The organism is Bradyrhizobium sp. 142, assembly GCF_023074015.1.
Classification (GTDB): Bacteria; Pseudomonadota; Alphaproteobacteria; order Rhizobiales; family Xanthobacteraceae; genus Bradyrhizobium.
The window spans coordinates 1-23211 of record NZ_JADPKQ010000485.1 but is presented as its reverse complement, the minus strand read 5'-3'; the positions used below and the strand labels follow the sequence as shown (position 1 = coordinate 23211).

The following is a 23211-nucleotide window of genomic DNA, read 5'->3' as shown; positions in this document are numbered from 1 at the left end:
GAGCGCGAGTCTTGTCCAGCTGACGCCAGGCCGGCGCCGGACCGCCCACGTCCCATGGCTCGGTGCAGGTGCCTTCTTACGCGGCCGTACCGTCGATCGAGCGGCGGATCACCCGCTGCACTTCCGCATTCGATAGAAACAGATCGTGGTTGATGAGGCCCCAGCCTTCCTGGGAAGCATCGACCACGCGCACGCCGAGCTGCTCGATGGCAGCCTTCTCGGCGGCGCCCACCCTGGTCATTCCACCTGCGATTTGCCCCGACAACGCCAGTGCGCGATCATTCGTTGAGGCGATCACGGTGATCTTGCCGGCCAGCGGACCAATGCGGTGAATCGCCGACGAGAACACGTCCATGTCGATATCAGGCGCGGCAAACACGACCGCGCCGATCCTGCTCGTAACAGTGTCGCCGTATCGCGCATAGAGCTGCCGCAGGCTTTCGAGCGCCAGCATGGTACCCATGCTGTGCGCAACGATGTGCACGCGGCCGCCGCCTGAAGCCGACACGAGGGAAGAGAGCACGCGTTCGAAATCGTCGCGGGACCACATCGCGCTGTCGCGGTCATAGGCGTAGTCGAACAGTCCTGCCTTGGAGGGCCAGGCGAACACCATGGTCCGGCCGCGGAACCTGATCCCATCGGAGAGATGGGCGGCATCGAGCGCCGCGGTCTCGAATGTCTGCTTGAAGCCGTGCACATAGATCAGCACGTCTCCTCCCCCGCCGGCCTGCGCCAGGAGATCGCCAATTTCGGCCGACACCAGTTCGACCCTATCAAGGCGCCAATCGCCAAGTCCGACCGAGGCGAGAGAAAGGCGGCTCTCGTCCGGCACCACCAGCTTTGCCTGCGCGACTGTCATTCTGGTCGCGCGCTCCGGCCCGAACCAGGGTTTCGTGCGACCGCCGTTCACGGGCTTGCGCGTGGTAGCGACGAGCAATGTGGGGTCAACGGAAAGGGACGACGCGTCGTAGCGCGCGCCGGTCGCGCCCAGGCCTGCGCATCCTCCGAGCGCGAGCGCACTGCCTGCCGACACAAGCCCGCCCAGGAGCGCGCGGCGCGAAAGAGAGTGACGAGAGTCGTGTTGCGGAAGACGTCGGACGATCACACGGAACCTTTGGGAACTTTGCCCACCATAACGCCGCCCCGCCCAACTCCCTGAATGACAATGGGGGCGAGAAGACGGCGGAGCAGCTTCGTACTTGGCCGCGTGGCTATGGCGTCAGCGCTCGCCGGCTGCGCTCACGGCCGCGCGGGTCTGTGAGCGATCCGACCAAGTTCCGAAATCGAGCCGGCGTTGCTTCAATGATGGGCCGACACGCCCTTAACGCATTCGGACAGCAAATCACTTGATGCGGAATGACTGATGTCGCCCATACTGATCATGCCGACCATCCGCTTGCTCTTGTTGATGACCGGCAGCCTGCGGACCTTCAGTGTCTCCATGTGATGCACCGCCTTTGCGAGGTCATCGTCCTCGCGGCAACAATGGATGCCCTCGGTCATCACATCCCGCGCCATTGTGCGGCGAGCATCGAAGCCGTTACCTGCAAGCCCTTTGCAGACGATATCGCGGTCGGTCACCATCCCGATCAGTCGGTCATCCTCCCCGATCGGAATGCAGCCGATGTCATGCCCCCGCATCAACTTCGCGAGTTCGGCGACGGGGGTGTCGGGGCTGACCCAGTCGACGCCCTTGTGCATCACTTCTTTGACTTTCATGACAGATCTCCATTACTGGATTTGAGGTGGTCAGACGTGTGCGCTGAAGCGCCCATGCGGCGCGTTCGCCGTCAGGTGCGCAAACTGCGCGTGAGTGAGACGAAGCAGGGTCTCATGATCGCCGGCTTCCATGTAGATCTCCGGCTGTGTCTCGATGCTATCGTCGACGATCACATCGAGTCCGTAGCACTTGCCAACGGCAGGAACTGCGCCGTGTGCGCAGTCGCGGAACAGCTGATTGATCTCGGCTTCATTCGCCATATCGACATTGTTGCCGAGCGTTGTCCGCAGATCCGACAGGCGAAGGTGATGCGATGCGGGCACAACGGCGAGAATATATTGGTCGTCGCGCCGCAACACGATGCCCTTGGCGAGACGATCGCCGGAGATATGGCATGCCTGAGCCGTACGAGTGGACGACATGCTGAGTTCGTGCTGGATCTCGTCGTATTGGATGTTTTCAGCCGCCAGATATTTTCGCAGTGTGGGAGCGATGGACATGACAGACCTCCGATGCGGTAGGCAGACCATCCGCCGTAAGGTCTTCCAGCAGAGCCTCGCCTTACGATGGGCGGCTGCGTGATTATAGATCAACATAGGCCTATCACCTCCCGGCCGCAATTCTTCGTCACTGACCGGGAGTGCAATGCAACACCTCCACTTCTGGCGGTGGGTTTCCAGTGCCTGCCTGCAAGCAGAGATCGTCGCGGCGTTCGGATGCGCCGATAGGGCAGAGCTCTTGGCCCAATTCTCAACCGCCCTGGCTGTGCGCGGAAGCTGCGGAAAGCGCCGTCGTCGTCCGCTTTGACACGCAATCCCCAGCATGAATCAAGCGGCAAGCGTCCTTCATTTCCGCTATCATGCGACCATGACGATCGGGATCACTGGACCCGAGCGGAAGGCACCAAGGCAAAACGCCGTGGTGAGGCTCATCGTTGCGGCCTTCGTCGTCGGGATTTGCTTGTTCCTGCTTAAGCTCGCAACCGATTTCCTCGTCGATTGGCTGTGGTTTTCCTCGATCGGTTATCTGCCTGTCTTTTTGACCAGCATCGGCGCCCAAGCCGTGCTGTTGTTGGCCGTTTTGACGGCAACCGCCGCCATGCTTTGGCTGAACGGATTGCTTGCCCTGCGTCTCACCCAGCGGCAGCCGACACAAGCTGTTGCCGACTTCTTGCGGAAACTGGCGGGCAACGCGCCGCCACCTGACTTGTTCGCGTACGTGCGCGATCAATTGCCGTGGCCGAGGGTTATTGCGGCTGGTGCGGGTTTGCTCGCCCTGCTGGTCGCAGCGGCAGAAGCCGGCAACTGGAGCGTCCTGCTGCAGTATTTCTATCAAGTGCCCTATGGCATGGCCGATCCACTCTACGACAGGGACATCGGCTTCTTTCTCTTCTCGCTGCCCGCTTATATCCTCATCAAGAACTGGATGCTGCTCACCCTCGTTCTGAGCGCGGTTTTCGCCGGAACGATCTATTGGGCGCGTGGCGACATCGAATACGACATCAACCACCGATCAATATCGCCGACAGCGATTGCTCATGGTTCAGCGCTGCTCGGCTGTCTCTTCGCGGTGAAGGCCTGGTCCTATGTTCTCGACCGCTATCTGTTGCTCTATGGCGACAACGGCGTAGTTGTCGGCGCAAGTTTCACCGACGTGCATGTTGGGCTGCCCGGCTTGTGGCTGATGATCGGACTTTCGATCATTGCGGCGCTTGCTGCGTGGGCGAACCTCCGGGTTCGCACCTATCGGCTTCCCGCCGTGGCGATCGTGCTCGTCGGCGTCGGCACGTTCGTGCTGTCCGGTGCTGTCCCTGTGCTGTTCCGGCAGTTCTTCGTCAAACCGAGCGAGTTGGAGCTGGAGAGGCCCTACATCGAACGCAATATCGCGCTCACGCGGCAGGCATACAATCTCGATCAGATCGCAGCCAAGCCATTTGCGGCCGAACAGAAGCTCACCCCCGAGGTACTCGAATCCAACAAGGCGACAATCGAAAACATAAGGCTGTGGGACTGGCTGCCCCTGTCGGATACCTACGCGCAGCTGCAGGAAATCCGCACCTACTACAAATTCCATGATCTTGACGTTGATCGATACTGGCTCGATGGCTCCTACCAGAGCGTAATGCTCTCGGCCCGCGAACTGCGGCCTTCGTTGCTGCCATCGAACGCCCAGACATGGGTTAACCGCCATGTGCTGTTCACGCACGGCAATGGCGCGGTGATGAGCCCGGTCACGCGCAAGAGCACTGAAGGACTGCCGCTGCTCTATTTGCGGGATATTCCTCCTGTCGCAGACGGCGGTCCCAAAATCCGCGAGCCGCGCATCTATTTCGGCGAACAGAGCGACGACTACGTCATCGTCAAGGGCAGCACGCCGGAGTTTGATTATCCGAAAGGGAAAGACAACGCCTATGCGGCCTACGACGGCGCCGGCGGCGTTCCGATCGGGACAATGGGCAGAAGAATCCTGTTCTCCTATTATTTCAATGACCCAAATCTTGTGCTCACGAACTATATCACGATCGACAGCCGGATCATGATCCGGCGCAGTATCCAGGAACGGGTGAGCACGATCGCTCCGTTCCTCAGGCTCGATCATGATCCCTATCTAGTCATCAGCGGCGGGCGGATGTTCTGGATTCAGGACGCCTACACGACGAGTTCCTATTTCCCCTCCGCGCAGCCTGTGCGGGATCTCGATCTCAACTATATTCGCAACTCGGTGAAGGTTGTCGTCGATGCGTATAACGGGATCGTCGAGTTCTATCTGATCGATTCAGGCGACCCGATTGCGGCGACGTACCAGCGCATCTTTCCGAGCTTGTTCAAGCCGTTCACGGCGATGCCACCGGATTTGCAGAAGCACGTACGATATCCCGAAGACCTGTTCCTGATTCAGGCGCGACTGTATCAAGTCTACCACATGGAAGCAGCCGACGTTTTCTACAATCGCGAGGATCTATGGCAGTTCCCACGCCAGCCGGGCGGCGACGGCGTCTCGACGATGACCCCTTACTATATCATCATGCGGTTACCCGGCGAGGCGCAGGCGGAGTTCTTCCTCATGCTTCCCATGGTTCCTAGTCGGCGCGACAACATGATCGCGTGGCTCGCCGCGCGCTGCGACGCGCCTGACTACGGCAAATTGATCGTCTACGAGTTCCCCAAGGAGAAGCTTGTCTACGGGCCGTTCCAGATCGAGGCGCGGATCAATCAGAATACGGAGATCTCGCAACAACTCACGCTGTGGAACCAGATGGGCTCGCGGGTGATACGCGGTGCAAACCTGCTTGTGATTCCGATCGAGAACTCGATCCTCTATGTATCGCCGCTCTATTTGCGAGCACAGCAAGGGCACCTGCCGGAGCTGAAACGTGTGATCGCAGCTTATGGCGAACACGTCGTGATGAAAGAGACGCTGGCTGAGGCCTTGTCAGCGCTGTTCTTGGAATCCGGCGCCGCGCCAACAGTCTCAAGCACGACCGAAGAGATGCCCTCGACCAGCCCGGCGCCAAATCAGGCACGAGAGGCGCTCGATCGCTACAATCAAGCAGTGGAGCGATTGAAGGCCGGAGATTGGAAAGGCTTCGGCACGCAGTTCAATGCGATGCGCGACCTCCTGGAGGAAATGAACCGACGCCCCGGCGGCCACTGATGCTCCCGGGGATTCCTCCCATCCACAGTATCGGCTGCGGGTTCGCACACGGCGTCATAGCGCCACGGCGAAGCAATAGTGCCCATCTTCATGGGCCGCGGCGCGCCATTCATCACCGCACCATTCATGCGCTCTTCGGCCGAAAGGCGACGATGGAGCCGGTTGCCTCTTGTTCGCCCATTGCCGCCTCGATAGCCCTTGCAAGCGCGGCCTGGTCGAATGGCTTTGACAGGCGCGGCAGGCTGGATCGCGCATCGCTGGGAATGTCGGCGTATCCCGTGCTCATAAGGATGACGGTCTCGGGGCGCTCCGCGGCGACAGCGCTGGCGAGCTGCAGTCCGGTCATGCCGGGCATGGCGTAGTCGGTCACGATCAGGTCGACGGTGCGCGTGCGGCGGAGCAATGCCAGTGCCTCATCGCCCGAGCGCGCCTCGACCACGATGTGCCCAAGATCCTCCAGCATCGCTGCGGTGTTCTCGAGCACCAAGAGGTCGTCGTCGACGACGAGCACGGAAAGCTGGCGGCTGGCCCGGGCTATCGGTGCCGGCGCCTCCGTGCGCGGCTCCGGCACCGCGGTCTCCTCGGCGATCGGCAGCCAGATGTCGGCGGTGGTGCCCTCGCCGGGACGGCTCTTCAAGACCAGCCTGCCGCCGGACTGCTCGGCAAGTCCGTGGACCATCGACAGGCCGAGCCCGGTGCCTTTGCCGACGCCCTTGGTCGTAAAGAACGGCTCCTGGGCGTGCCTGAGGGTCTGATCGTCCATGCCGCAGCCGGTGTCGCTCACCGAGAGCGCGACATAGCCGCTGGTCGAAAGGCCGCTCCCGTCCTGCTCCTCGCGCGCGGCGATGGTGATCAGGCCGCCGTCCGGCATCGCATCGCGCGCGTTGACTGCAAGGTTGAGCACTGCCAGTTCGAGCTGGTTGGCGTCGACCGTCACTTTCGGCAGGTGCATCGGAAACAGCGTCTCGACACGAATTCCGGGCTCGAATTTCAACAACGATGCCATGCCGCGCACCAAGTCGCGGACATCGACCACCGCCGGCCTGAGGTCCTGTTTGCGCGCGAAAGCGAGCATGCGCTGGGTCAGGGATGCGCCCCGCACCGCGCCCTGCATCGCGTTCTCGACCAGGCGCTGGATCTTCGGATCGCCCGGCGGCAGGCGCTTCTTCAGAAGCTCGAGGCTGCCGAGAACGGCGGCGAGCAAATTGTTGAAGTCGTGGGCGACGCCGCCGGTGAGCTGGCCGATGGTTTCCATCTTCTGCGACATCATCAGGGCTTCGCGCGCCCGATCCAGCGCTTCCTGCGCGCGCCGCCTCTCGCTGACGTCGCGCACGATCTTGGCAAAACCCGCGATGGCGCCGCTTTCGTTGCGGACCGCGACGATCGTCGCCTCCGCCCAGAAGCGACTGCCGTCCTTGCGCACGCGCCAGCCTTCGATGGCGGACTTTCCATCCCGCTCGGCGTCGACGAGAGCGCACCCAGGCGCCCCGGACGCGCAATCTTCCTCGGTATGAAAAATGCTGTAGCTCGTCCCTACGATGTCGTCGCCATAGCCCATCAGCCGGCGCGCGCCGAGATTCCAGTTTCCCACCCGCCCGTCCGGGTCGAGCATGAAGATCGCGTGGTCGGCGATACCTTCCACAAGGAGGCGAAAGCGTTCTTCGCTGCGCCTCAGTGTGTCGGCCTCGTATTGGGCGCGCTCCGCGGACGCCCTGTCATAGACGGCCGCCGCGATCCCGATGCTCAGGATCAGGATGGTGATGCCGGCGAGCAGGAACGCGAGCGGCGCCTGGCCGACGGCGAGATGTCCGGCCTCCCGGACCATGGCGATCGTCGGCAGGAACATGGCGCCTTGCATCGCGGCGTAGTGCATGCCGGAGATCGCAAGACCCATGACCAGGCCCGCGAACAGCCGCTGGACCGCGTTGGTGTTGCGAAAGGCCAGCCAGAGCGCCACGACCGAGGCGCTGATCGCGATCAGGATCGAGAGCACAACCCAGCGGGACTCGTACTCTGTGATGGCCGCCATTCGCATCGCGGCCATGCCGGTGTAGTGCATGCCGGAGATGCCAAGTCCCATCGCGAAGCCGGATACGAGCAGCGCCTGTGGGCGTCGTCCGACAACGGCAAAGGCCGCAGCGGCGACGACAATCGGAATGGCCAGCGAGAGCAGGGTCAGGAATGGATCGTACGAGATCTCGAGGCCGGGCTGGCTGAAGGCCAGCATGCCGACAAAATGCATGGACCAGATGCCGCCGCCCATGGCGATCGCAGCGGCCACCAGCCAGGACCGCCGGGCCCTCCCCGAAGCCGCTCGCATGCGGGTCGCCAGATCCAGTGCCGTATAGGAGGCAAGGGCCGCGATCAGGATCGACAACGCGACCAGAACGGGATCGTGGAAAGCCGTATGATGATGCATTTCGGCCAACGCTAGCCGAACTTGCATTCGGGTTCACGCATGATGTCCTCCCTCGACACCCGAAATCGTGCTCGGCGCCAAGATGGACGCCGCGACCGCAGGCGTCCACGAAGTTCGAATCGGCTGCCATGGTGCACGCAATCCTGCCGCGCCGCCACTCCAGGATGACGACGCACGTCGCCTAGACAACCGGCGCACCCATCCGTCATGCCGGCAGCAGGCCGGCCGCGCGGTAGCTGGCGATCAAGGCGTCGTAGAGCGCAAGATCCGAGCGGCTCCTCGCAAGCAGCTGGGCGCCGGCGATGGCGGCGAAGATCGCGCGTGCGTGCCCTTCGCTCTGCTCGGCATCGGCCAGCCCCGCAGCGGACAGGACCTTGCTCAGCCAGGCGACATTGACGTCGGCAAAGGTCTGCACCTCCTGCTTCACCGTGTCCGGCAAATCGTCATGCTCGGCCGCCATGAAGCTGTGCAGGCACATGCGGTTGCCGCTCTCGAGCGCCTTGCGGAATATGTCAGGATAACGCTGCAGGCAGCGCAGGGGATCGGGAGTTTCGGCCAGCATCGATTCGAGCGCCGCCGCGGTGTCCTCCCAATAGCGCCGGGCGACCGCTGCGCCGAGATCGGCCTTGCTCGGGAAGTGATAGTGGATGCTGGCAGCCTTGATGCCGACTTCAGCAGCAAGATCGCGGAAGTTCAGGCCGCCATAGCCGTGCGCCTGTGCGGTCCGCCTGGCGGCCGCCAGGATGGCTTCCCGCGCGCTGGAACTCATATCGCCGCCTCACCGCCTCGTTATCTACCAAGTGACAGATAGGCTTTGACCGCCAGGTTTTGAAGGCTATAGTCATCTACCATGTGGCAGGTAGATAAAGCGTAGCCGTCCAATGATGAAGATTTACGACTGGCCGACCGGTCCTTAACCCGCGCGCGTCCGCATCGCTCTGGCCGAGAAGAAGCTGCGGCCGCGCGTTGCGTTCGTGACGGTCGACCTCTGGAAGGGCGAGCACAAGAAGCCGGAGTTTCTGACCAAGAACTATTCGGGCACGCTGCCGGTGCTCGAGCTCGAGGACGGCACCTTCATCGGCGAATGCACCGCCATCACCGAATATCTCGACGCGCTCGACGGCGCCCCCGTGCTGACCGGCACGACGCCGCGCGAAAAGGGCGTGATCCACATGATGAGCAAGCGCGCCGAGCTGGAGCTGCTCGACGCGATGAGCGTCTATTTTCACCACGCCACACCGGGGCTTGGTCCCGACGTCGAGATCTATCAGAACGCCGAGTGGGGCCTCGGCCAGCGCGACAAGGCCCTGCGTGGTATGCACTATTTCGACGGCATCCTGAAAAAGCAGCCCTTCGTCGCCGGCGAGGCCTTCTCGATGGCCGACATCACGGTCATCGGCGGATTGATTTTTGCGGAGCTCCTGAAGCTTCCGGTGCCTGCGGAGTGCGAGAGCCTTCAAGCCACGCCGCGCGTGCTGCGTTTCCATCCGATTGCACATTCGGACCGGACGTGCAGCACCCTGTCCGCGGCCGCTCTATCGCTCCATCGGTTGGTTTCCCCTTGGAAGTTGGAGCGGCTGCCGGGCGAAGGGGACGACGAATACGAACGAGTTAGGCGAGGGCTCGAACGCGCTTCGCCGCCAACGGCATGCTGAGGTGCGGCTCGTTGGCGAGAAGTTCGGCCACGAAATCAATGAAAGCGGTGACCTTGCTGCTCGGTCGACGGCCTACGGGGCGGATCGCGTGGATTGGAAAAGTCGCCAAGGAATGCTCGGCGAGGATCTGTACGACGTCTCCCGACCGCAATTCGTCTTCGAACAGCCAACTCGGTCCGAAGCAAATGCCGAGGCCCGCCTTCACGGCGACTCGTATGCTAGCGGCATCGTTCGTGCGGACCCTGGCGCTGGGCGCGAGGAGGAGACGGCCTTCCGGGGTGTCGAAGGGCCAGGAGAACTGCTGACCGTTCGAGATGAGTCCGACGACCGCGTGTTCCTTCAATTCGTGCGGTGAAGTTGGTTCGCCATAGCGCTGCAGATAGCGGGGGCTTGCGACAGCGACCGCCCGTATCACGCCGATCTGCCGAGCGATCAGGGTCGCATCGGTCAAGTCGCCTCCGCGGATCGCGACGTCATATCCGTCCTCGCTCAGGCTCACTAGGCGCTCCGATACGTCGAGGTCGATCGACACCTCGGGATAGGTCGCGAGAAACTCCGGCAAGCGCGGTACGATGAACCCGGCTGGCAAGGTCCGCGAAGGCCGTCACCCGCAGACGGCTGCGGAACTGCCCTTGGCCAATGCGTATTCGCGCCGCCTCGAGGTCGGCGAGCATCCGACGGCGAATTTGTAGAAATCCAGGCCACTTTCCGTGACGCTCATGCCTCTCGATGTCCGGCGCAAGAGCTGTACGCCGAACACCGCCTCCAGTGCGGAGACCTGTTTGCTCACCGTTGATTGCACCACGCCCTCCGCCTTCGCGGCCTTGGAAAAACTTGCGGTCTCCACCACGCGTATGAATAGGCGCATCTGATCGAGCCGGTCCATCTACGCTTCCTTCGGCACAGGCCAGCCGGCCGGCATCCCGTCGATCATCCGACACAGATCCTTGTGTGTCGCACCGGACTGCGCGCGAATCGCGAGGTCGATCGCCGCGTCGAGATCGAACTCTCTGGGTCGTCCCATGACTCCGCTCCTCGTTTTCTACAGTAAGGATTCTACTACTAGAGCAAACCAGGCGAGCCTGTAAGGCCCGCTAAGAGTGGGGGTGGCGCCATAGCGGGTGGTGATCACGAAAGTCGGTCGGCCATTCCAACCCGGACTGGAAAGAATGCCGCTTTCGGCTCTTCTGGAACATCCGGAGCGGCCCATTTGATGGCGCACAGGTTCCGTGAAGGCTGAGGCCCGGGGAATCAATATCAACACGAATCGGAGAAGCGTTATGAGCTATGCGATTGTAGGATTCGGTGCGGTAGGCCAGGCTCTCGCCCGCGCCTTCGCCCGTAACAACATCGACGTGACCGTCGCGAGCCGCCGACCGCCCGAGGCGTTGGCGCCGCAGGCTCGGGCGATTGGACCCAGGGTCGTCGCCAAGTCGCTGCGGGATGCACTCGAGGCCGACACGATCATCTTGGCGGTCCCATTCGGGGAGCATCGCGAGGTTGCGAAGGCCCTGCCGAGCTGGGAAGGCAAGACGGTCATCGACGCGACGAACGCGTTTGGAGTTCCTCTTGAAGAGCCGGGCAGTCTCCCGTCCTCCGCCGTCATCGCGAAGGCGTTCACCGGCGCCAAGCTCGTGAAAGGTTTCAATCACCTGGTTGCGGCCACCCTGGCTGCCGATCCGATCGTCGAGGGCGGGCACCGGGTCGTCTTTCTGTCGAGCGACGACGAGGACGGGACCGCTCCCGTGGCGGCCTTGGCCAAACAACTCGGGTTCGCACCCGTCAAGCTGGGAAAGCTCAACGAGGGTGGCGCGCTGGTGCACGCACGCGGCCGCACTTGGGGCCAGCTCATCTTCCAGGATTTGTTCAAGAAGGAGCGGTAATCGATCTACGACCGTGTGATTTGGCCCGAGAAGTACGATCCCAAACGTCGGCCATCCATGCGCTCAATGACATCGACGGGAATCCTTGAAACATTGCGGAAGATAGCGAAGCGCGGACGGCACGAGACCGCCACCCGCGCTCGCAGCACTATTGGTGCCGTATTTCGCTTTGCCATTGCAACGAGCCGCGCCGAACGGGATTCAACCGCAGACCTGCGGGGCGCGCTGATCACCCCACCGTTACTCACCGGGCAACAATTGTGGGACCCCAAGGTGTCGGCGCGTGCGCGCGGGACGCGGCGTGAAGCTTGAGGATATCGATACGGAGTAGCGGTTGGGGCTGCCCACCCATACGCCCGACGATGCCATCCTGCTCCTGTTTTGCCCGACGGGTCAAACGGCCCGGCAAGGCGCCTCGTGTAAGCCATTGATCCGGCTCATGCCGGCTACTGTGCATGGGGTTGTTTTTCGACTTTTTGTTTTAGAGGCTCGCAAGCGTCGGGCTGAACCGGACCTGATCCAGCTCTTGCCTACTTCATCACCCGAAGACCTTTGGTCGTAAACCGCTGGGCCTTGTCGCCCGGCCGCACCGGCCGCCTTGTGCCGGCGGCCTTGCCGGTGCCGGGGGGCTGGTGCGCGGGGACGAGCTGGTCGGGGCGGGAGCCGATCAGATCGGCACGGCCCATCGCTTTGAGCGCGTCGCGCAGCACCGGCCAATTGTCGGGGTCGTGGTAGCGCAGGAACGCCTTGTGCAGGCGGCGCTGGCGGAGGCCCTTGATCGCCTCGACCTTGTCGCTGCCGCCGCGGCGCACGCCGCGCAGCGGATTGACGCCGGTGTGGTACATCGCCGTTGCGGTCGCCATCGGCGAGGGCAGGAAGGTCTGCACCTGATCGGCGCGGTAGCGGTTCTTCTTGAGCCAGAGCGCGAGGTTCATCATGTCCTCGTCGGTCGTGCCCGGATGCGCCGCGATGAAATACGGGATCAGGTAATATTTCTTGCCGGCCTGTTCGGCCGCTTCATCGAACATCCGCTTGAACTTGTTGTAGGCGCCGATGCCGGGCTTCATCATCTTGTCGAGCGGGCCGCGTTCGGTATGCTCCGGCGCGATCTTCAGATAACCGCCGACGTGATGGGTGACGAGCTCCTTGATGTATTCGGGGCTCTCCACGGCGAGGTCGTAGCGTACGCCGGATGCGACCATCACCTTCTTGATGCCCTTGGTCTCGCGCACCTTGCGATAGAGCCGGATCAGATCGTCATGCGAGGTGTTGAGGTTCGGGCAGATCTCGGGGAAGACGCAGGACGGCCGCCGGCACGCGGCCTCGACCTTCGGATCCTTGCACGCCATCCGGTACATGTTGGCGGTGGGGCCGCCGATGTCGGAGATCACGCCGGTGAAGCCCGGCGTCTTGTCGCGGATCAGCTCGATCTCGCGCAGGATCGAGCCCTCGGAGCGGTTCTGGATGATGCGGCCTTCATGCTCGGTGATCGAGCAGAAGGTGCAGCCGCCAAAGCAGCCGCGCATGATCGTCACCGAGAATCGGATCATGTCCCAGGCCGGAATCTTGACATCGCCATAGAACGGATGCGGCGCGCGGGCGTAGGGCAGGTCGTAGACCGCGTCCATCTCCTCGGTGGTCAGCGGGATCGGCGGCGGGTTGAGCCAGAGATCACGGTCGCCGTGCCGCTGCACCAGCGGCCGCGCATTGCCGGGATTGCTCTCCCGGTGCAGCACGCGCGACGCGCGCGCATAGGCCTCGCGGTCCTGCTCGACCTGCTCGAGCGCCGGCAGCCGGATCACGGTGGCGCCGGCCTGGCGCGCGGCGCCTTCGTCGGCGGAATCGAGATCGTCGGCGTGCAGTTCGGCGTAATCTTCGGGCACGCGCCGGAACAGCGCGACGCCGCGGATGTCATCGAGCTCGCGCGGCGCTTCGCCGGCGGCAAGCCGGTTCGCCACCACGACCACTGCGCGCTCGGCATTGCCGTAGAGCAGCAGGTCGGCCTTGGCATCGGCGAGCAGCGAGCGGCGCACCTTGTCGGACCAATAGTCGTAATGCGCGATCCGGCGCAGCGATGCCTCGATGCCGCCGAGCACGACCGGCACGTCCTTGAACGCCTCGCGGCAGCGCTGGGCATAGACGATGGTGCAGCGGTCCGGCCGCTTGCCGCCTTCGCCGCCGGCGGTATAGGCGTCGTCATGGCGCAAGCGGCGATCCGCCGTATAGCGGTTCACCATCGAATCCATGTTGCCGCCGGTGACGCCGAAGAACACTTTTGGCTTGCCGAGCGCCTTGAACGGCTCGGCCGAATGCCAGTCGGGCTGCGCGATGATGCCAACGCGGAAACCCTGGGCTTCCAGCAGCCGGCCGATGATGGCCATGCCGAAGCTTGGATGGTCGACATAGGCGTCCCCGGTCACCAGCACGATGTCGCAGGCGTCCCAGCCCAGCGCATCCATCTCGGCGCGACTCATGGGCAGGAACGGCGCGGGTTTGCGCGCACGGTCAGGGGACCGCGACAGCAGGGGCTTTTCGGCGATGGCTGGGGTGTTCATGGTGCCTACGCATAGGCCTGCGGGCCCGCAAAGACAACCTGTGCTGCGCGAGCGGATCGCGGTTCCCGGTGGTGCGGATGAAGCTCTGCATGCTGTGCGCGCTCGCGGCGGTGTTCTCGATCGCCGCCGCCTGCACGCATGTTGCACCGATGCAACTCGCCGGCGCCATCGCGACGCGTTAGGCGCAGCACGCGGAACCAAAGGGCTCCGCGAACATTCAGGTCGAGGGATCGACGCGCCGGTCCGGTTCGCGCGCGACCGCAATCACGGCGCTCGCGCCCACCACGGCGATGTTTGCGTCGAATGCCGCCTCGGCCGATGGGGGAGCTGTGAGTACAGTCATAGAGAATTTGCTGTCGCGGAAGCAGCAGCTCGTGGAGCAGCTCGAAAAGGCGCAGTCGATCGAGGAACGCGACAGGATCGAGCAGCAGCTCGAACAGATCAACACCGCGCTGGATTTTCTGGACAGGCCGGAACCGAACGGCGCGCAGTAGCGACCGCTCAATCCGTCTTCAGCGCCTCCACCTTCAAGGCCTTGGCATAGGTCAGGCCGGAATTGGTGATGTGGGTCGTCATCAGCTCCGCGAACGCCGCAAATTCGCCGCGGACAAACAGATCGAGCAGCTTGCGATGCTCGTCGAACGACGTACGGGTGCGAACGTCGATCGGCGAGGTCAGGTTGGTGCGTAGCGCGGCGACGCGGCCCGAGACGAGCTGGTAGGATTCGACGAGATAGCGGTTGCCGCAATGCGCGAACAGCGCTTCGTGAAAGGCGGCGTCGGCGCGGCCATAGGCGATGTTGTCTCGTGCCGCGACCGCCGGCTCCATCGCCGCGATCGCGGCGCTCATCGTCGCGACCGCACCGTCACGGTCGTGACGGAACGCGAGCTCGGCGCCCTTGGGTTCGAGCGCGATCCTGAAGGTGCAGAGCGCGCTGATGTCCTCGGCGCTTGGGGTGAACACGAAGCTGCCGACCTGCGGCCTGATCACCACGAGCCCTTGCGCCTGCAACTGTCCCATCGCCTCGCGCACCGGCGTGCGGCTGACGCCAAAGGAAGTGGCCACCATCTCCTCAGAAATATCAGCCCCGAGCGCGAACTCGCCGTCGATGATGGCCTGGCGCAGCCGCTGCATCACCCGCTGCGACAGCGATTTCGGCGTATCGAGCTTGAGCGATCTCATCGGCTATCCCAGGGTCAGATCACCTTGCCGGGATTGAGCAGATGATCGGGATCGAGCGCGGCCTTCAGCGTCCGCATCAGCGCGATCTCGGCTTCGCTGCGGGCATGCCCCAGCCATTTCTTCTTCAGCGTGCCGATGCCGTGCTCGGCGGAGACGCTGCCGCCCATCTCGCGCACGAGGCCATAGATGATCGTGTCCATCTCTTCCTTGGGCTGTTGTTCGACGGAAAGGCCCGTGACCCAGGAGACGAGGTGGAGGTTGCCGTCGCCGATATGGCCGTAGTAGACGCTCTCGCATCCCTTGATGCCATTGGCGAGCGCCGCCTTGCAGCGCGTGACAAACACGTCCATCCCTGCCACCGCAAGGCCGATGTCGTAGGAGATGTGGGGCCCCAGCACCTGGCCGAATTCGGCGCAGATGTCGCGCACCCGCCAGAATCCTTGCGTCTGCGCCAGCGATTGCGCCACGGCGGCGTCGACGAGCAGACCGCGCTCCATCAGCTCCTCGAGCCAGCTCTGGAAGCGCGGTGCATCAAGGCTCTCGTCGGTGCCCTGCGCCTCCACCAGCACGTAGAGACCGTGGCCGGCGCCGACCGGCGGCTTGACCCCGGCGCGCACCGTGATCACGTCCCAATAGTCCGGCCACATCACCTCGAACGCCGACAGCAGCGGACCGAGGCCGCTGCGTGCGGCATCGAGCAATGCGATCACCGCGGCATAGTCCTTCAGCGCGCATAGCGCGGCCATGGTCGAACGCGGTTTTGGAAACAGTCGCAGTACCACGCGAGTGATGATGCCGAGCGTGCCTTCCGAGCCGATGAAGAGATGCTTCAAATCGTAGCCGGCATTGTTCTTCATCAGCTTGTTCAGGCTGGTGATGATGGTGCCGTCCGGCAGCACCACCTCCAAGCCGAGCACCAGTTCGCGCGTCATGCCGTAGCGGATCACACGGTTGCCGCCGGCATTGGTCGAGAGGTTGCCGCCGATCGCGCAGGAGCCGCGCGAGCCGAGATCGAGCGGAAAGAAGAAACCGGCTTCATCGGCCGCCTTCTGGATCGTCTCCAGCGGCGTGCCCGATTTCACCGTCATCGTCGCCGAGGTGCGATCGATCTCCTCGATGCCGCTCATGCGTTCGAGCGAGATTGCGACCCAGCCTGCTTCAGGCGAGGCGCCGCGGCAGAGTCCGGTCAATCCGCCCTGCGGCACGAACGGCAGCCGCGCCTCTCGGCATGTCAGAATCGCGTCGGCGACGCCTAGAGCGTCGAGCGGACGGATCACCGCGAGCGGCATCTGCGGCTGGCTGGCGCTCCAGTCGTTGCAATTGCGTGCGGGCACGTCGCTGCCCGTCAGCACGGCGGCGGCTCCGAGCTTATCGCGCAGAGTACCGAGCAATCGGCCGGAATGTTCGATGGGGGTCACCATGTCCATGAGAGACCTCATCAAGATCGGGAAGCGCCCAATGGCGCCGTTGCAGCGAGGGAATTGCGCCTGCCTTGTATGTAAGGTACAAGGCGAGAAGTAAAGCAAAAACAAGGTTCCGGGTAAGCTCTGAAGATCGTTACGGATCAGAGGCTTAGTCCGAAGCCGCAGCAGCAATGGGTGGTGGTGTCATGACGGAGGCAATTCGCGGGTTCTGGGTGGCGTCGGCAACGCCGCTGACGTCCGACGGCAACGTGGACTCCCCAAGGCTCGCCGGTCATGCCAAGCAGCTCTTCAGCAAAGGCGTCGACGGCGTCGTGCTGTTCGGCACCACCGGCGAGGGCACCTCGTTCAATGTCGCCGAGCGCGTCGCAACCATCGAGGCCGTGCTCAAGGCCGGGGTCCCGGCGGAGCGCATCGGGATCGGCGGCGGCTTTCCCGCCATCAGCGACAGCATCGCTCTGACGCGCGCCGTGCTCGGTCTCGGCCTGCGCCACGTGCTGTACCTGCCGCCGTACTTCGACCGCAGCGTCACACCTGAGGGCATCGAGGATGCCTTTGCCGCGATCATCGACGGCGCTGGCGACGAACGGCTGCGCGCTTCGCTCTATCACATCCCGCAGGTCTCGGACGTTGCGATCCCGATCAGCGTCGCCGCGAACTTGCGCAAGCGCTATGGCAAGCTGGTCGCAGGATTGAAGGACTCCAGCGGCGACTTCAAGCAGTTCCAGGCGTTCCGCGCCGCCGCTCCCGAGCTCGCCATCACCGTTGGCAATGAAACCGACATCGCCCGCGCTATTGCCGCCGGCGGGGCCGGCACCATCTGCGGCATGGCCAATATCGCTCCGGAGCTGGTCAAAGCGATGATCGACGGCAAGGATGTCGAGGCACGCATGCAGGCCGCGGTCGACATCGTGGTGAAGACGCCATCCTTCCTCGCGACGCTGAAGGCCATCCTCGCGGCGCAGACCGGCGATGCAAGCTGGCTGCGCGTGCGTCCGCCGCTGCGTGCCCTGTCTGACGGCACCGCGCTCAAGCGCAAGCTCGACGAGTTGGTGACTCTCGCCAACGTGTGAGATCGTACAACGCCGCGCCGGGCGGCCGCGAATTCGCGCGGAGCGTGTCGCAGTTCCCCGCGACATCAATCGGTGATTTCGCTTTTGTGCACATCTACGCTTGGAAGGAATAACACTAGAGCGATTCAAATCCGTCTACGGTTCTCTTGATCCACTGCGACTGCTACAGGCGCACACTTCAACACTGCGTCTGACTTGAAGTGGATCGAAAGTGCGTGCCAATGCTGATGGTCAGCGCGTAAGCGGCCATCGAAACCGCGCCGGCAAGAGCCGTGCGCGTCTTCTCATCGGAGCAGCCGTGCTGCTCGCCGAATTGCCCTCCAACACGACGACTGCGCAGGCCCAATCGGCGTTGCCGCCGGTGACCGTGGATGCGCCGACGCAGCGGCCGAAGCCCGCGCGTGCATCGGAATCGCCGCAACGCCGAACGCAAGCAGCCGCACGCCAGCGCAGCCGCAATGCCGCCACCCCGGCCGCACCGACGCTGTCGGAACGCGCCGCGGCTGAAGCCGCCGCGCAGGCTGCGGCCAAGCTCGGCTACCGCGCGATGCCGAGCGCGACCACGCTGCGCAGCGGCGCCTCCCCGCTCGATACCTCGCAAGTTGTCAACATCGTGCCGGCGCAAGTGTTGAAAGACCAGCTGCCGCGCAACATCGACGACGCGCTGGTCAACATCAGCGGCGTCACGCAGACCAACACGCTCGCCGGCACCCAGGACGCTGTGATCCGCCGCGGCTTTGGCGACAATCGCGACGGCTCCATCATGCGCAACGGCATGCCGCTGGTGCAGGGTCGCAGCCTGAACGCCGCGGTCGAGAGCGTCGAAGTGCTGAAAGGTCCGGCATCGCTGCTCTATGGCATCATGGATCCCGGCGGGATCGTCAACACCATCAGCAAGCGTCCTGAGCCCTACCAGCACGGCTCGGTCACCTTGCTCGGCTCGACCTTCGCGAACAACCGCAGCGGCGCCGACGGCACGCTGGACATCACCGGTCCGATCGGCGACGGCGGTCTCGCCTATCGCTTCATCGGCTACGGCGTCAGCGAAGATTATTGGCGCAATTTCGGCCGCCACAGGGAAATGCTGGTGAACCCGTCGCTTGCCTGGTACGGCGACACCACGACGGTTCAGCTCACCTATGAACACCGTGAGTTCATCTACCCGTTCGACCGCGGCACTGCCTTCGTCAAGGGCGCACCGCTGGCGATCCCCGCTACGCGTCGGCTCGACGAGCCCTTCAACAACATGTGGGGCACGTCCGACCTGATGCAGGCCTCGGTCGAGCAGAAGCTCAGCGACAATTGGAAGGTCACGGCGGCCTACAGCTACAACACCGAGACCTATAGCGCCAATCAGCTGCGCATCACCGGCGTCAACGCTGCGACTGGAGTTGAGACGCGCAGCAATGACGGCACCCATAACTCGCTGAGCAACGCCAGTTACGGCACCTCCTACCTGCAGGGTGACGTCTCGGTGGGCGGTTTCCGCAACGAGATCCTGTTCGGAGGCGAGGCGTTGTATCGCACGATCGATCGCCGCGACCTGATTCGCCAGGCGACCCCGAGCTTCAATTTCTACAACCCGGTCTACGGACTGGTCTCGCCGGGTACGGCTGTTTCGCCAGTCGACAGCGAACAGACCGACAAGCTCGGCACCCGCGGCTTCTTCGCCCAGGACACGTTCCATCTGACCAACTGGCTGTCCGTGGTCGGGGGCGTGCGCTGGATGGAATACGAGCAGCTCGCGGGAAAAGGCCGGCCTGTCTTCATCACGAACACCAATCTATCAGGCGACAAGGTGCTGCCGCTCGGCGGCGTCATCTTCAAGCTGAACGATCAGCTCTCGTATTACGTGAGCTATACGCAGTCCCTGAAGCCGACCTCGACCATCGCGGCGTTCACCAGCGGTTTTGTCGTCGACTCCACCATTGCACCCGAGGAGGGAACGCAATGGGAGACCGGGCTCAAGTTCGACGTCAACAAGCGGCTGTCGGGCACTTTGGCGCTCTACGATATCGATAAGAAGAACGTGCTGGTGCTAGACGACCTCGGCAACGGCAAGTCGACAGGGCGCACGTCCGGCGCGGCCCGGTCGCGCGGCGTCGAATTGGACGTGACCGGCAAGCTGACCGATCAATGGAGCATGATCGGAAGTTATGGCTATACGGACGCACGCTTGATCAACGATCCCGTTGTCGGCAACGCCAAGCTCCTCAACGCCGCAATGAACACGGCCTCGCTTTATCTCGTCTACGATTTCGGCGATGCGCTTCCCGGACGTTTGCGGCTCGGCGGCGGTGCGCACTATGTCGGCGACCGGCCAGGCGACTCCGCCAACACCTTCTTTCTGCCGGCGTATACCGTCGCAGACGTCTTTGCGACCTACGACACCAGAGTCGGCAACCTGCCGATGACCTATCAGTTCAACGTCAAGAACCTGTTCGACAAGCTCTACTATACATCCACCCCCGGGAACGCGTTAAACGTTGCGATCGGCGATGCCCGACGCTTCTCGTTGTCGGCGACGGTGAAGTTCTAGCGATGCAGACACCGCGCAAAAACACGGGTTTTCTGATCGTGCCGATCAGGAGGATCGGCGCCGATGCGTGAGCCCGGGCGCGCGATCAAGGCCGTTCTGTTCCAGCTCCATTCCATCGCGGGTCTCGTGCTCGCGCTGCTGCTTGCCGTGATCGCGCTGACGGGGGTGGTCATGAGCTTCGAGGATGAGATCGTCGACCATCTGAATGCAGACATCATGCGAGTGGCGCCACGTCCGGCGCCGATGCCGATGCCAGATGAGGTGGTTGCACGCCTGAAGGCGGCAGGCCAGGTTTCCGCCGTCACGCTATCGAGCGACCCGTCCGCCGCGGTGCGCCTCCGCTTCGCCCGCGACGAGCAGGGCGCGCGTCCGTCCTCGCTCTATGTCGATCCCTACGACGCCCGCGTGCTCGGCACGCCGCGCGGCGAGGAGTTTTTCGCGACGGTCCGAAAGCTGCATCGCTGGCTGCTGATTCCCGGCGATGCCAAGGGCTGGGGGCGCCAGATCACCGGCGTCGCCGCGCTCGGCCTGATCGTCATGCTCGTCTCCGGCCTCGTGCTGCGCTGGCCGCGCCGCGCCAGCAGCGCGAAGATGTGGCTGAAGCCGAATCTCGGGCTCAGCGGCCGCGGTCTGCACCGGTCGCTGCACGCCGTCATCGGGACCTGGGTCCTGCCGGTCTATCTGGTGATGACGCTGACCGGGCTCTGGTACTCGTTCGACTGGTACAAGGACGGCGTCGTCTGGCTGCTGTCGCGTCCGCAAGTTGCGCCAGCGAAGATGGAGCCCAAGACGCCTGCAAATGCGCCGCGCGCGGCTGGCCGTGCCGAGCCCGCTCAGCCGATCGGCTTCGATCGCGCATGGTCGACCTTCCTGCACGATGAGGGTGGCCGCTTCTCCAGGGCGCTGCTGACGTTGCCCGCCGGTGCCGGCACCGTGATACGGATCCGGTCGTGGGGGAAGCACTCCACGCTCGATACCACCCGCGACGAATTCCGTGTCGATGCCGTCACGGGTCAGCTGGTTTCCGCAGAACGCTATGCCGACAAGACGCTCGGCGAGAAGATCATCGCAAACCTGCTCGACATCCACCGCGGCGCGTTTCTGGGCGGGCCCGGCAAGCTCGCCTTCATGATCGCGGCCGCGCTGATGCCGCTGTTCGCGATCACCGGCATCCTGCTTTATCTGTCGCGCCGCAAGCTGCGACGTCCCGCGCAGCCGCCGCTTGGGCGGCTGGTGCCGGGAGAGTGAACTGCTCGAAGGCTAGCCAAGGCCGCGGTAATCGTCCAAAAGCCCATGGCCTATCTTCGCCAAGGTTCATGCCGTGAAGCTCCTCACCGTCACCCCCGCCGACATCCGCCGCGCCCTGCTGTTGCGCGAGGAGATCGCGCTGCTGGATCTCAGATACGAGGCCGCGTTCGCGACGGGACATCCCCTGTTCGCCGCCAACATGGCCGCCGACCGGATCGCGATCGAAGCTGAGGTCAGGCTGCCGCGCAAGGACGTGCCGGTCGTGCTCTATGATGACGGGGAGGGGTTTGTCGCTGCAGGTGCCGAACGCCTCGCGACCCTCGGCTACACCAACATCCGCGCGCTCGACGGTGGGCTCAAGGCGTGGCGTGCGGCGGGCTATGAGGTGTTCGAGGACGTCAATTCCTACTCCAAGGCCTTCGGCGAGCTGGTCGAGGCACGCCGCCACACGCCCTCGCTCAGCGCCGACGAGGTCGCCAAGCTCATTGCGGACAAGGCCAACATCGCCATCCTCGACGTTCGCCGCTTCGACGAATATTCGACGATGAACATCCCCGGCTCGGTCAATGTGTCCGGGGCGGAGCTGGTGCTGCGCGCCGGGCGCGCGGCGCCTGATCCCGACACCACCATCATCGTCAATTGCGCCGGCCGCACGCGCTCGATCATCGGCACGCAATCGCTGATCAATGCCGGCGTGCCGAACAAGGTGCGGGCACTGCGCAACGGCACCATCGGCTGGACGCTGGCACGGCGCGAACTCGATCACGGTGCCGACCGGCGCGGCGCCATCGGGCCGTTCGAGGGCGGTCCAGCCAATGCGCGAGACGTCGCCTATCGTGCCGGCGTCCGCCATATCGGGGCGGGTGAGATGTCGGTGCTGCTCGCGCAAAGTGATCGCACGCTCTATCGCTTCGACGTGCGCGACGCGGAGGAATATGCCGCCGGCCATCTCCCGGGCTTCCGCCATTATCCGGGCGGCCAACTGGTCCAAGAAACCGACATGGCCGCACCGGTCCGCGGCGCGCGCATCCTCCTCGCCGACGACAAAGGCGTCCGCGCCGACATGACGGCATCCTGGCTCGCGCAGATGAGCTGGGAGGTCTATGTGCTGGATGGGGGCTACGACGGCGCGCTAGAGGTCGGCCCGCCGCTTGTGCTGCCGAAGCCCGACCCGGGGCATCGCTATCGCCGTCCCTATGAGGGTACCGACGTCGCCGAAGGGGCGATGCAGGCCTATCTCGATTGGGAATATGGCCTCGTCGAGCAGCTCCGCCGCGATGCGACGCACGGGTTCTATGTGATCTGACGCCTGGGCGGCAGGACTTGCTTCGCGCTGTAAGCAATCCGTCTCTCACCGTCACCCTGAGGTGGCCGCTTCTTCAGCGGCCCTCGAAGGGCGACGGCCCGGCTGCCATCGGGGCCGTTCATCCTTCGAGGCTCCCCACGCGACGCTTCGCGTCGCATGGCTCGCGCCTCAGATCCTATGGGTGGCGGGTGGTCAGGAGAGGTAGGATTAGATTGCAAACCATCCAGCCTCGGAGGACCAAGATGATCAAGCTCGATCGCACTGAGACACCCGCCGCAGCGGAGCATGCCACGGTTTATCTGGCTTTTGAACTGAGCCAAGCGAAATGGAACTCGGCGTGTTGCTGCCGGGATCGCAGAAGCTGAGCCGCTATACGATCGGTGGCGGCGACCTGGCCGCCTTGACGGCCCGGCTTGCCGACATGCGCAAGAAGGCGGCCGCAGATGGCCGGCCGGTACGTGCTACGAGGCGGGTCTCGACGGCCACTGGCTGCATCGATGGCTGATGGGACAAAGTGTCATCAACCATGAAATCGATCCCTCCAGCATCGAGGTGA

Annotated in this window: 19 protein-coding genes and 1 pseudogene; 9 read left to right on the top strand and 11 right to left on the bottom strand. The window is 63.8% G+C overall.

The annotated features are described in order from the left end of the window. Positions 1 to 76 precede the first annotated feature (76 nt). The 3 genes from IVA82_RS44045 to IVA82_RS44035 form a co-directional block, all read right to left on the bottom strand. The gene (locus IVA82_RS44045; protein WP_247493923.1) at positions 77 to 1033 is read right to left on the bottom strand and encodes an alpha/beta fold hydrolase; all 957 of its coding nucleotides are present in this window, start codon (positions 1031 to 1033) and stop codon (positions 77 to 79) included. Positions 1034 to 1299: 266 nt separating this feature from the next. After that, positions 1300 to 1719, bottom strand: a complete 420-nt coding sequence (locus IVA82_RS44040) for a CBS domain-containing protein (protein WP_247385788.1) — start codon at positions 1717 to 1719, stop codon at positions 1300 to 1302. A 30-nt stretch (positions 1720 to 1749) separates the two neighbouring features. Then, positions 1750 to 2220, bottom strand: a complete 471-nt coding sequence (locus IVA82_RS44035; RefSeq protein WP_247385787.1) for a YbaK/EbsC family protein — start codon at positions 2218 to 2220, stop codon at positions 1750 to 1752. Between the two features lie 367 nt (positions 2221 to 2587). Here IVA82_RS44035 and IVA82_RS44030 point away from each other — a divergent pair, with 367 nt between their 5' ends. Next, positions 2588 to 5374, top strand: a complete 2787-nt coding sequence (locus IVA82_RS44030; protein ID WP_247385827.1) for a UPF0182 family protein — start codon at positions 2588 to 2590, stop codon at positions 5372 to 5374. A gap of 124 nt (positions 5375 to 5498) precedes the next feature. Here IVA82_RS44030 and IVA82_RS44025 read toward each other — a convergent pair whose 3' ends face one another. Both IVA82_RS44025 and IVA82_RS44020 read right to left on the bottom strand, forming a co-directional pair. Further along, positions 5499 to 7793, bottom strand: a complete 2295-nt coding sequence (locus tag IVA82_RS44025) for an MHYT domain-containing protein (RefSeq protein ID WP_247385826.1) — start codon at positions 7791 to 7793, stop codon at positions 5499 to 5501. 205 nt (positions 7794 to 7998) lie between these two features. Beyond that, positions 7999 to 8562: a TetR/AcrR family transcriptional regulator gene (locus IVA82_RS44020; protein WP_247385785.1), complete on the bottom strand. Its 564-nt coding sequence runs from the start codon at positions 8560 to 8562 to the stop codon at positions 7999 to 8001. A gap of 163 nt (positions 8563 to 8725) precedes the next feature. On the opposite strand from IVA82_RS44020, the pseudogene IVA82_RS44015 reads away from it, so the two are divergent. Next, positions 8726 to 9256, top strand: a pseudogene (locus tag IVA82_RS44015) (glutathione S-transferase); the annotation flags it as partial. Positions 9257 to 9404: 148 nt separating this feature from the next. Here IVA82_RS44015 and IVA82_RS44010 read toward each other — a convergent pair. From IVA82_RS44010 to IVA82_RS44000, 3 genes are read right to left on the bottom strand one after another with little or no spacing between them, the layout of a single operon-like run. Further along, entirely contained in the window at positions 9405 to 10037 is a 633-nt protein-coding gene (locus tag IVA82_RS44010; RefSeq protein WP_256469830.1) for a substrate binding domain-containing protein, read from the bottom strand. Positions 10038 to 10052: 15 nt separating this feature from the next. Next, positions 10053 to 10334 carry a LysR family transcriptional regulator gene (locus IVA82_RS44005; RefSeq protein WP_247385781.1) on the bottom strand — a complete coding sequence of 94 codons (282 nt, stop codon included), beginning with the start codon at positions 10332 to 10334 and terminating at the stop codon, positions 10053 to 10055. Further along, positions 10335 to 10472, bottom strand: a complete 138-nt coding sequence (locus IVA82_RS44000; protein WP_247385774.1) for a hypothetical protein — start codon at positions 10470 to 10472, stop codon at positions 10335 to 10337. A 205-nt stretch (positions 10473 to 10677) separates the two neighbouring features. Here IVA82_RS44000 and IVA82_RS43995 point away from each other — a divergent pair, with 205 nt between their 5' ends. Next, positions 10678 to 11331, top strand: a complete 654-nt coding sequence (locus IVA82_RS43995) for an NADPH-dependent F420 reductase (protein ID WP_346658739.1) — start codon at positions 10678 to 10680, stop codon at positions 11329 to 11331. A gap of 530 nt (positions 11332 to 11861) precedes the next feature. Here the strand turns inward: IVA82_RS43995 and IVA82_RS43990 are convergent. After that, positions 11862 to 13886: a YgiQ family radical SAM protein gene (locus IVA82_RS43990; protein WP_247385772.1), complete on the bottom strand. Its 2025-nt coding sequence runs from the start codon at positions 13884 to 13886 to the stop codon at positions 11862 to 11864. Between the two features lie 329 nt (positions 13887 to 14215). On the opposite strand from IVA82_RS43990, the gene IVA82_RS43985 reads away from it, so the two are divergent. Next, positions 14216 to 14380: a hypothetical protein gene (locus IVA82_RS43985; protein ID WP_247385771.1), complete on the top strand. Its 165-nt coding sequence runs from the start codon at positions 14216 to 14218 to the stop codon at positions 14378 to 14380. A gap of 7 nt (positions 14381 to 14387) precedes the next feature. Here the strand turns inward: IVA82_RS43985 and IVA82_RS43980 are convergent, their stop codons facing one another. Together IVA82_RS43980 and IVA82_RS43975 are read right to left on the bottom strand one after the other, a co-directional pair. Further along, positions 14388 to 15068, bottom strand: coding sequence for a GntR family transcriptional regulator (locus IVA82_RS43980; protein ID WP_247385769.1), 681 nt, complete (start codon positions 15066 to 15068; stop codon positions 14388 to 14390). Between the two features lie 14 nt (positions 15069 to 15082). Continuing rightward, positions 15083 to 16495, bottom strand: a complete 1413-nt coding sequence (locus IVA82_RS43975) for an FAD-binding oxidoreductase (RefSeq protein ID WP_247385767.1) — start codon at positions 16493 to 16495, stop codon at positions 15083 to 15085. A 182-nt stretch (positions 16496 to 16677) separates the two neighbouring features. On the opposite strand from IVA82_RS43975, the gene IVA82_RS43970 reads away from it, so the two are divergent. The 5 genes from IVA82_RS43970 to IVA82_RS43950 all read left to right on the top strand — a co-directional run bounded on the left by IVA82_RS43970 (position 16678) and on the right by IVA82_RS43950 (position 23160). Further along, the gene (locus IVA82_RS43970; RefSeq protein ID WP_247385765.1) at positions 16678 to 17562 is read left to right on the top strand and encodes a dihydrodipicolinate synthase family protein; all 885 of its coding nucleotides are present in this window, start codon (positions 16678 to 16680) and stop codon (positions 17560 to 17562) included. A gap of 211 nt (positions 17563 to 17773) precedes the next feature. Beyond that, positions 17774 to 20101, top strand: a complete 2328-nt coding sequence (locus IVA82_RS43965) for a TonB-dependent siderophore receptor (protein ID WP_247385763.1) — start codon at positions 17774 to 17776, stop codon at positions 20099 to 20101. Between the two features lie 63 nt (positions 20102 to 20164). After that, positions 20165 to 21349 (top strand): PepSY-associated TM helix domain-containing protein, encoded by a 1185-nt coding sequence (locus tag IVA82_RS43960; protein WP_247385762.1) that lies wholly within the window; start codon positions 20165 to 20167, stop codon positions 21347 to 21349. Positions 21350 to 21422: 73 nt separating this feature from the next. After that, on the top strand, positions 21423 to 22655 hold the full coding sequence (locus IVA82_RS43955; RefSeq protein ID WP_247385760.1) for a rhodanese-like domain-containing protein: 1233 nt from the start codon (positions 21423 to 21425) through the stop codon (positions 22653 to 22655). A gap of 325 nt (positions 22656 to 22980) precedes the next feature. Continuing rightward, positions 22981 to 23160, top strand: a complete 180-nt coding sequence (locus IVA82_RS43950; RefSeq protein WP_247385248.1) for a hypothetical protein — start codon at positions 22981 to 22983, stop codon at positions 23158 to 23160. Positions 23161 to 23211: the final 51 nt, after the last annotated feature.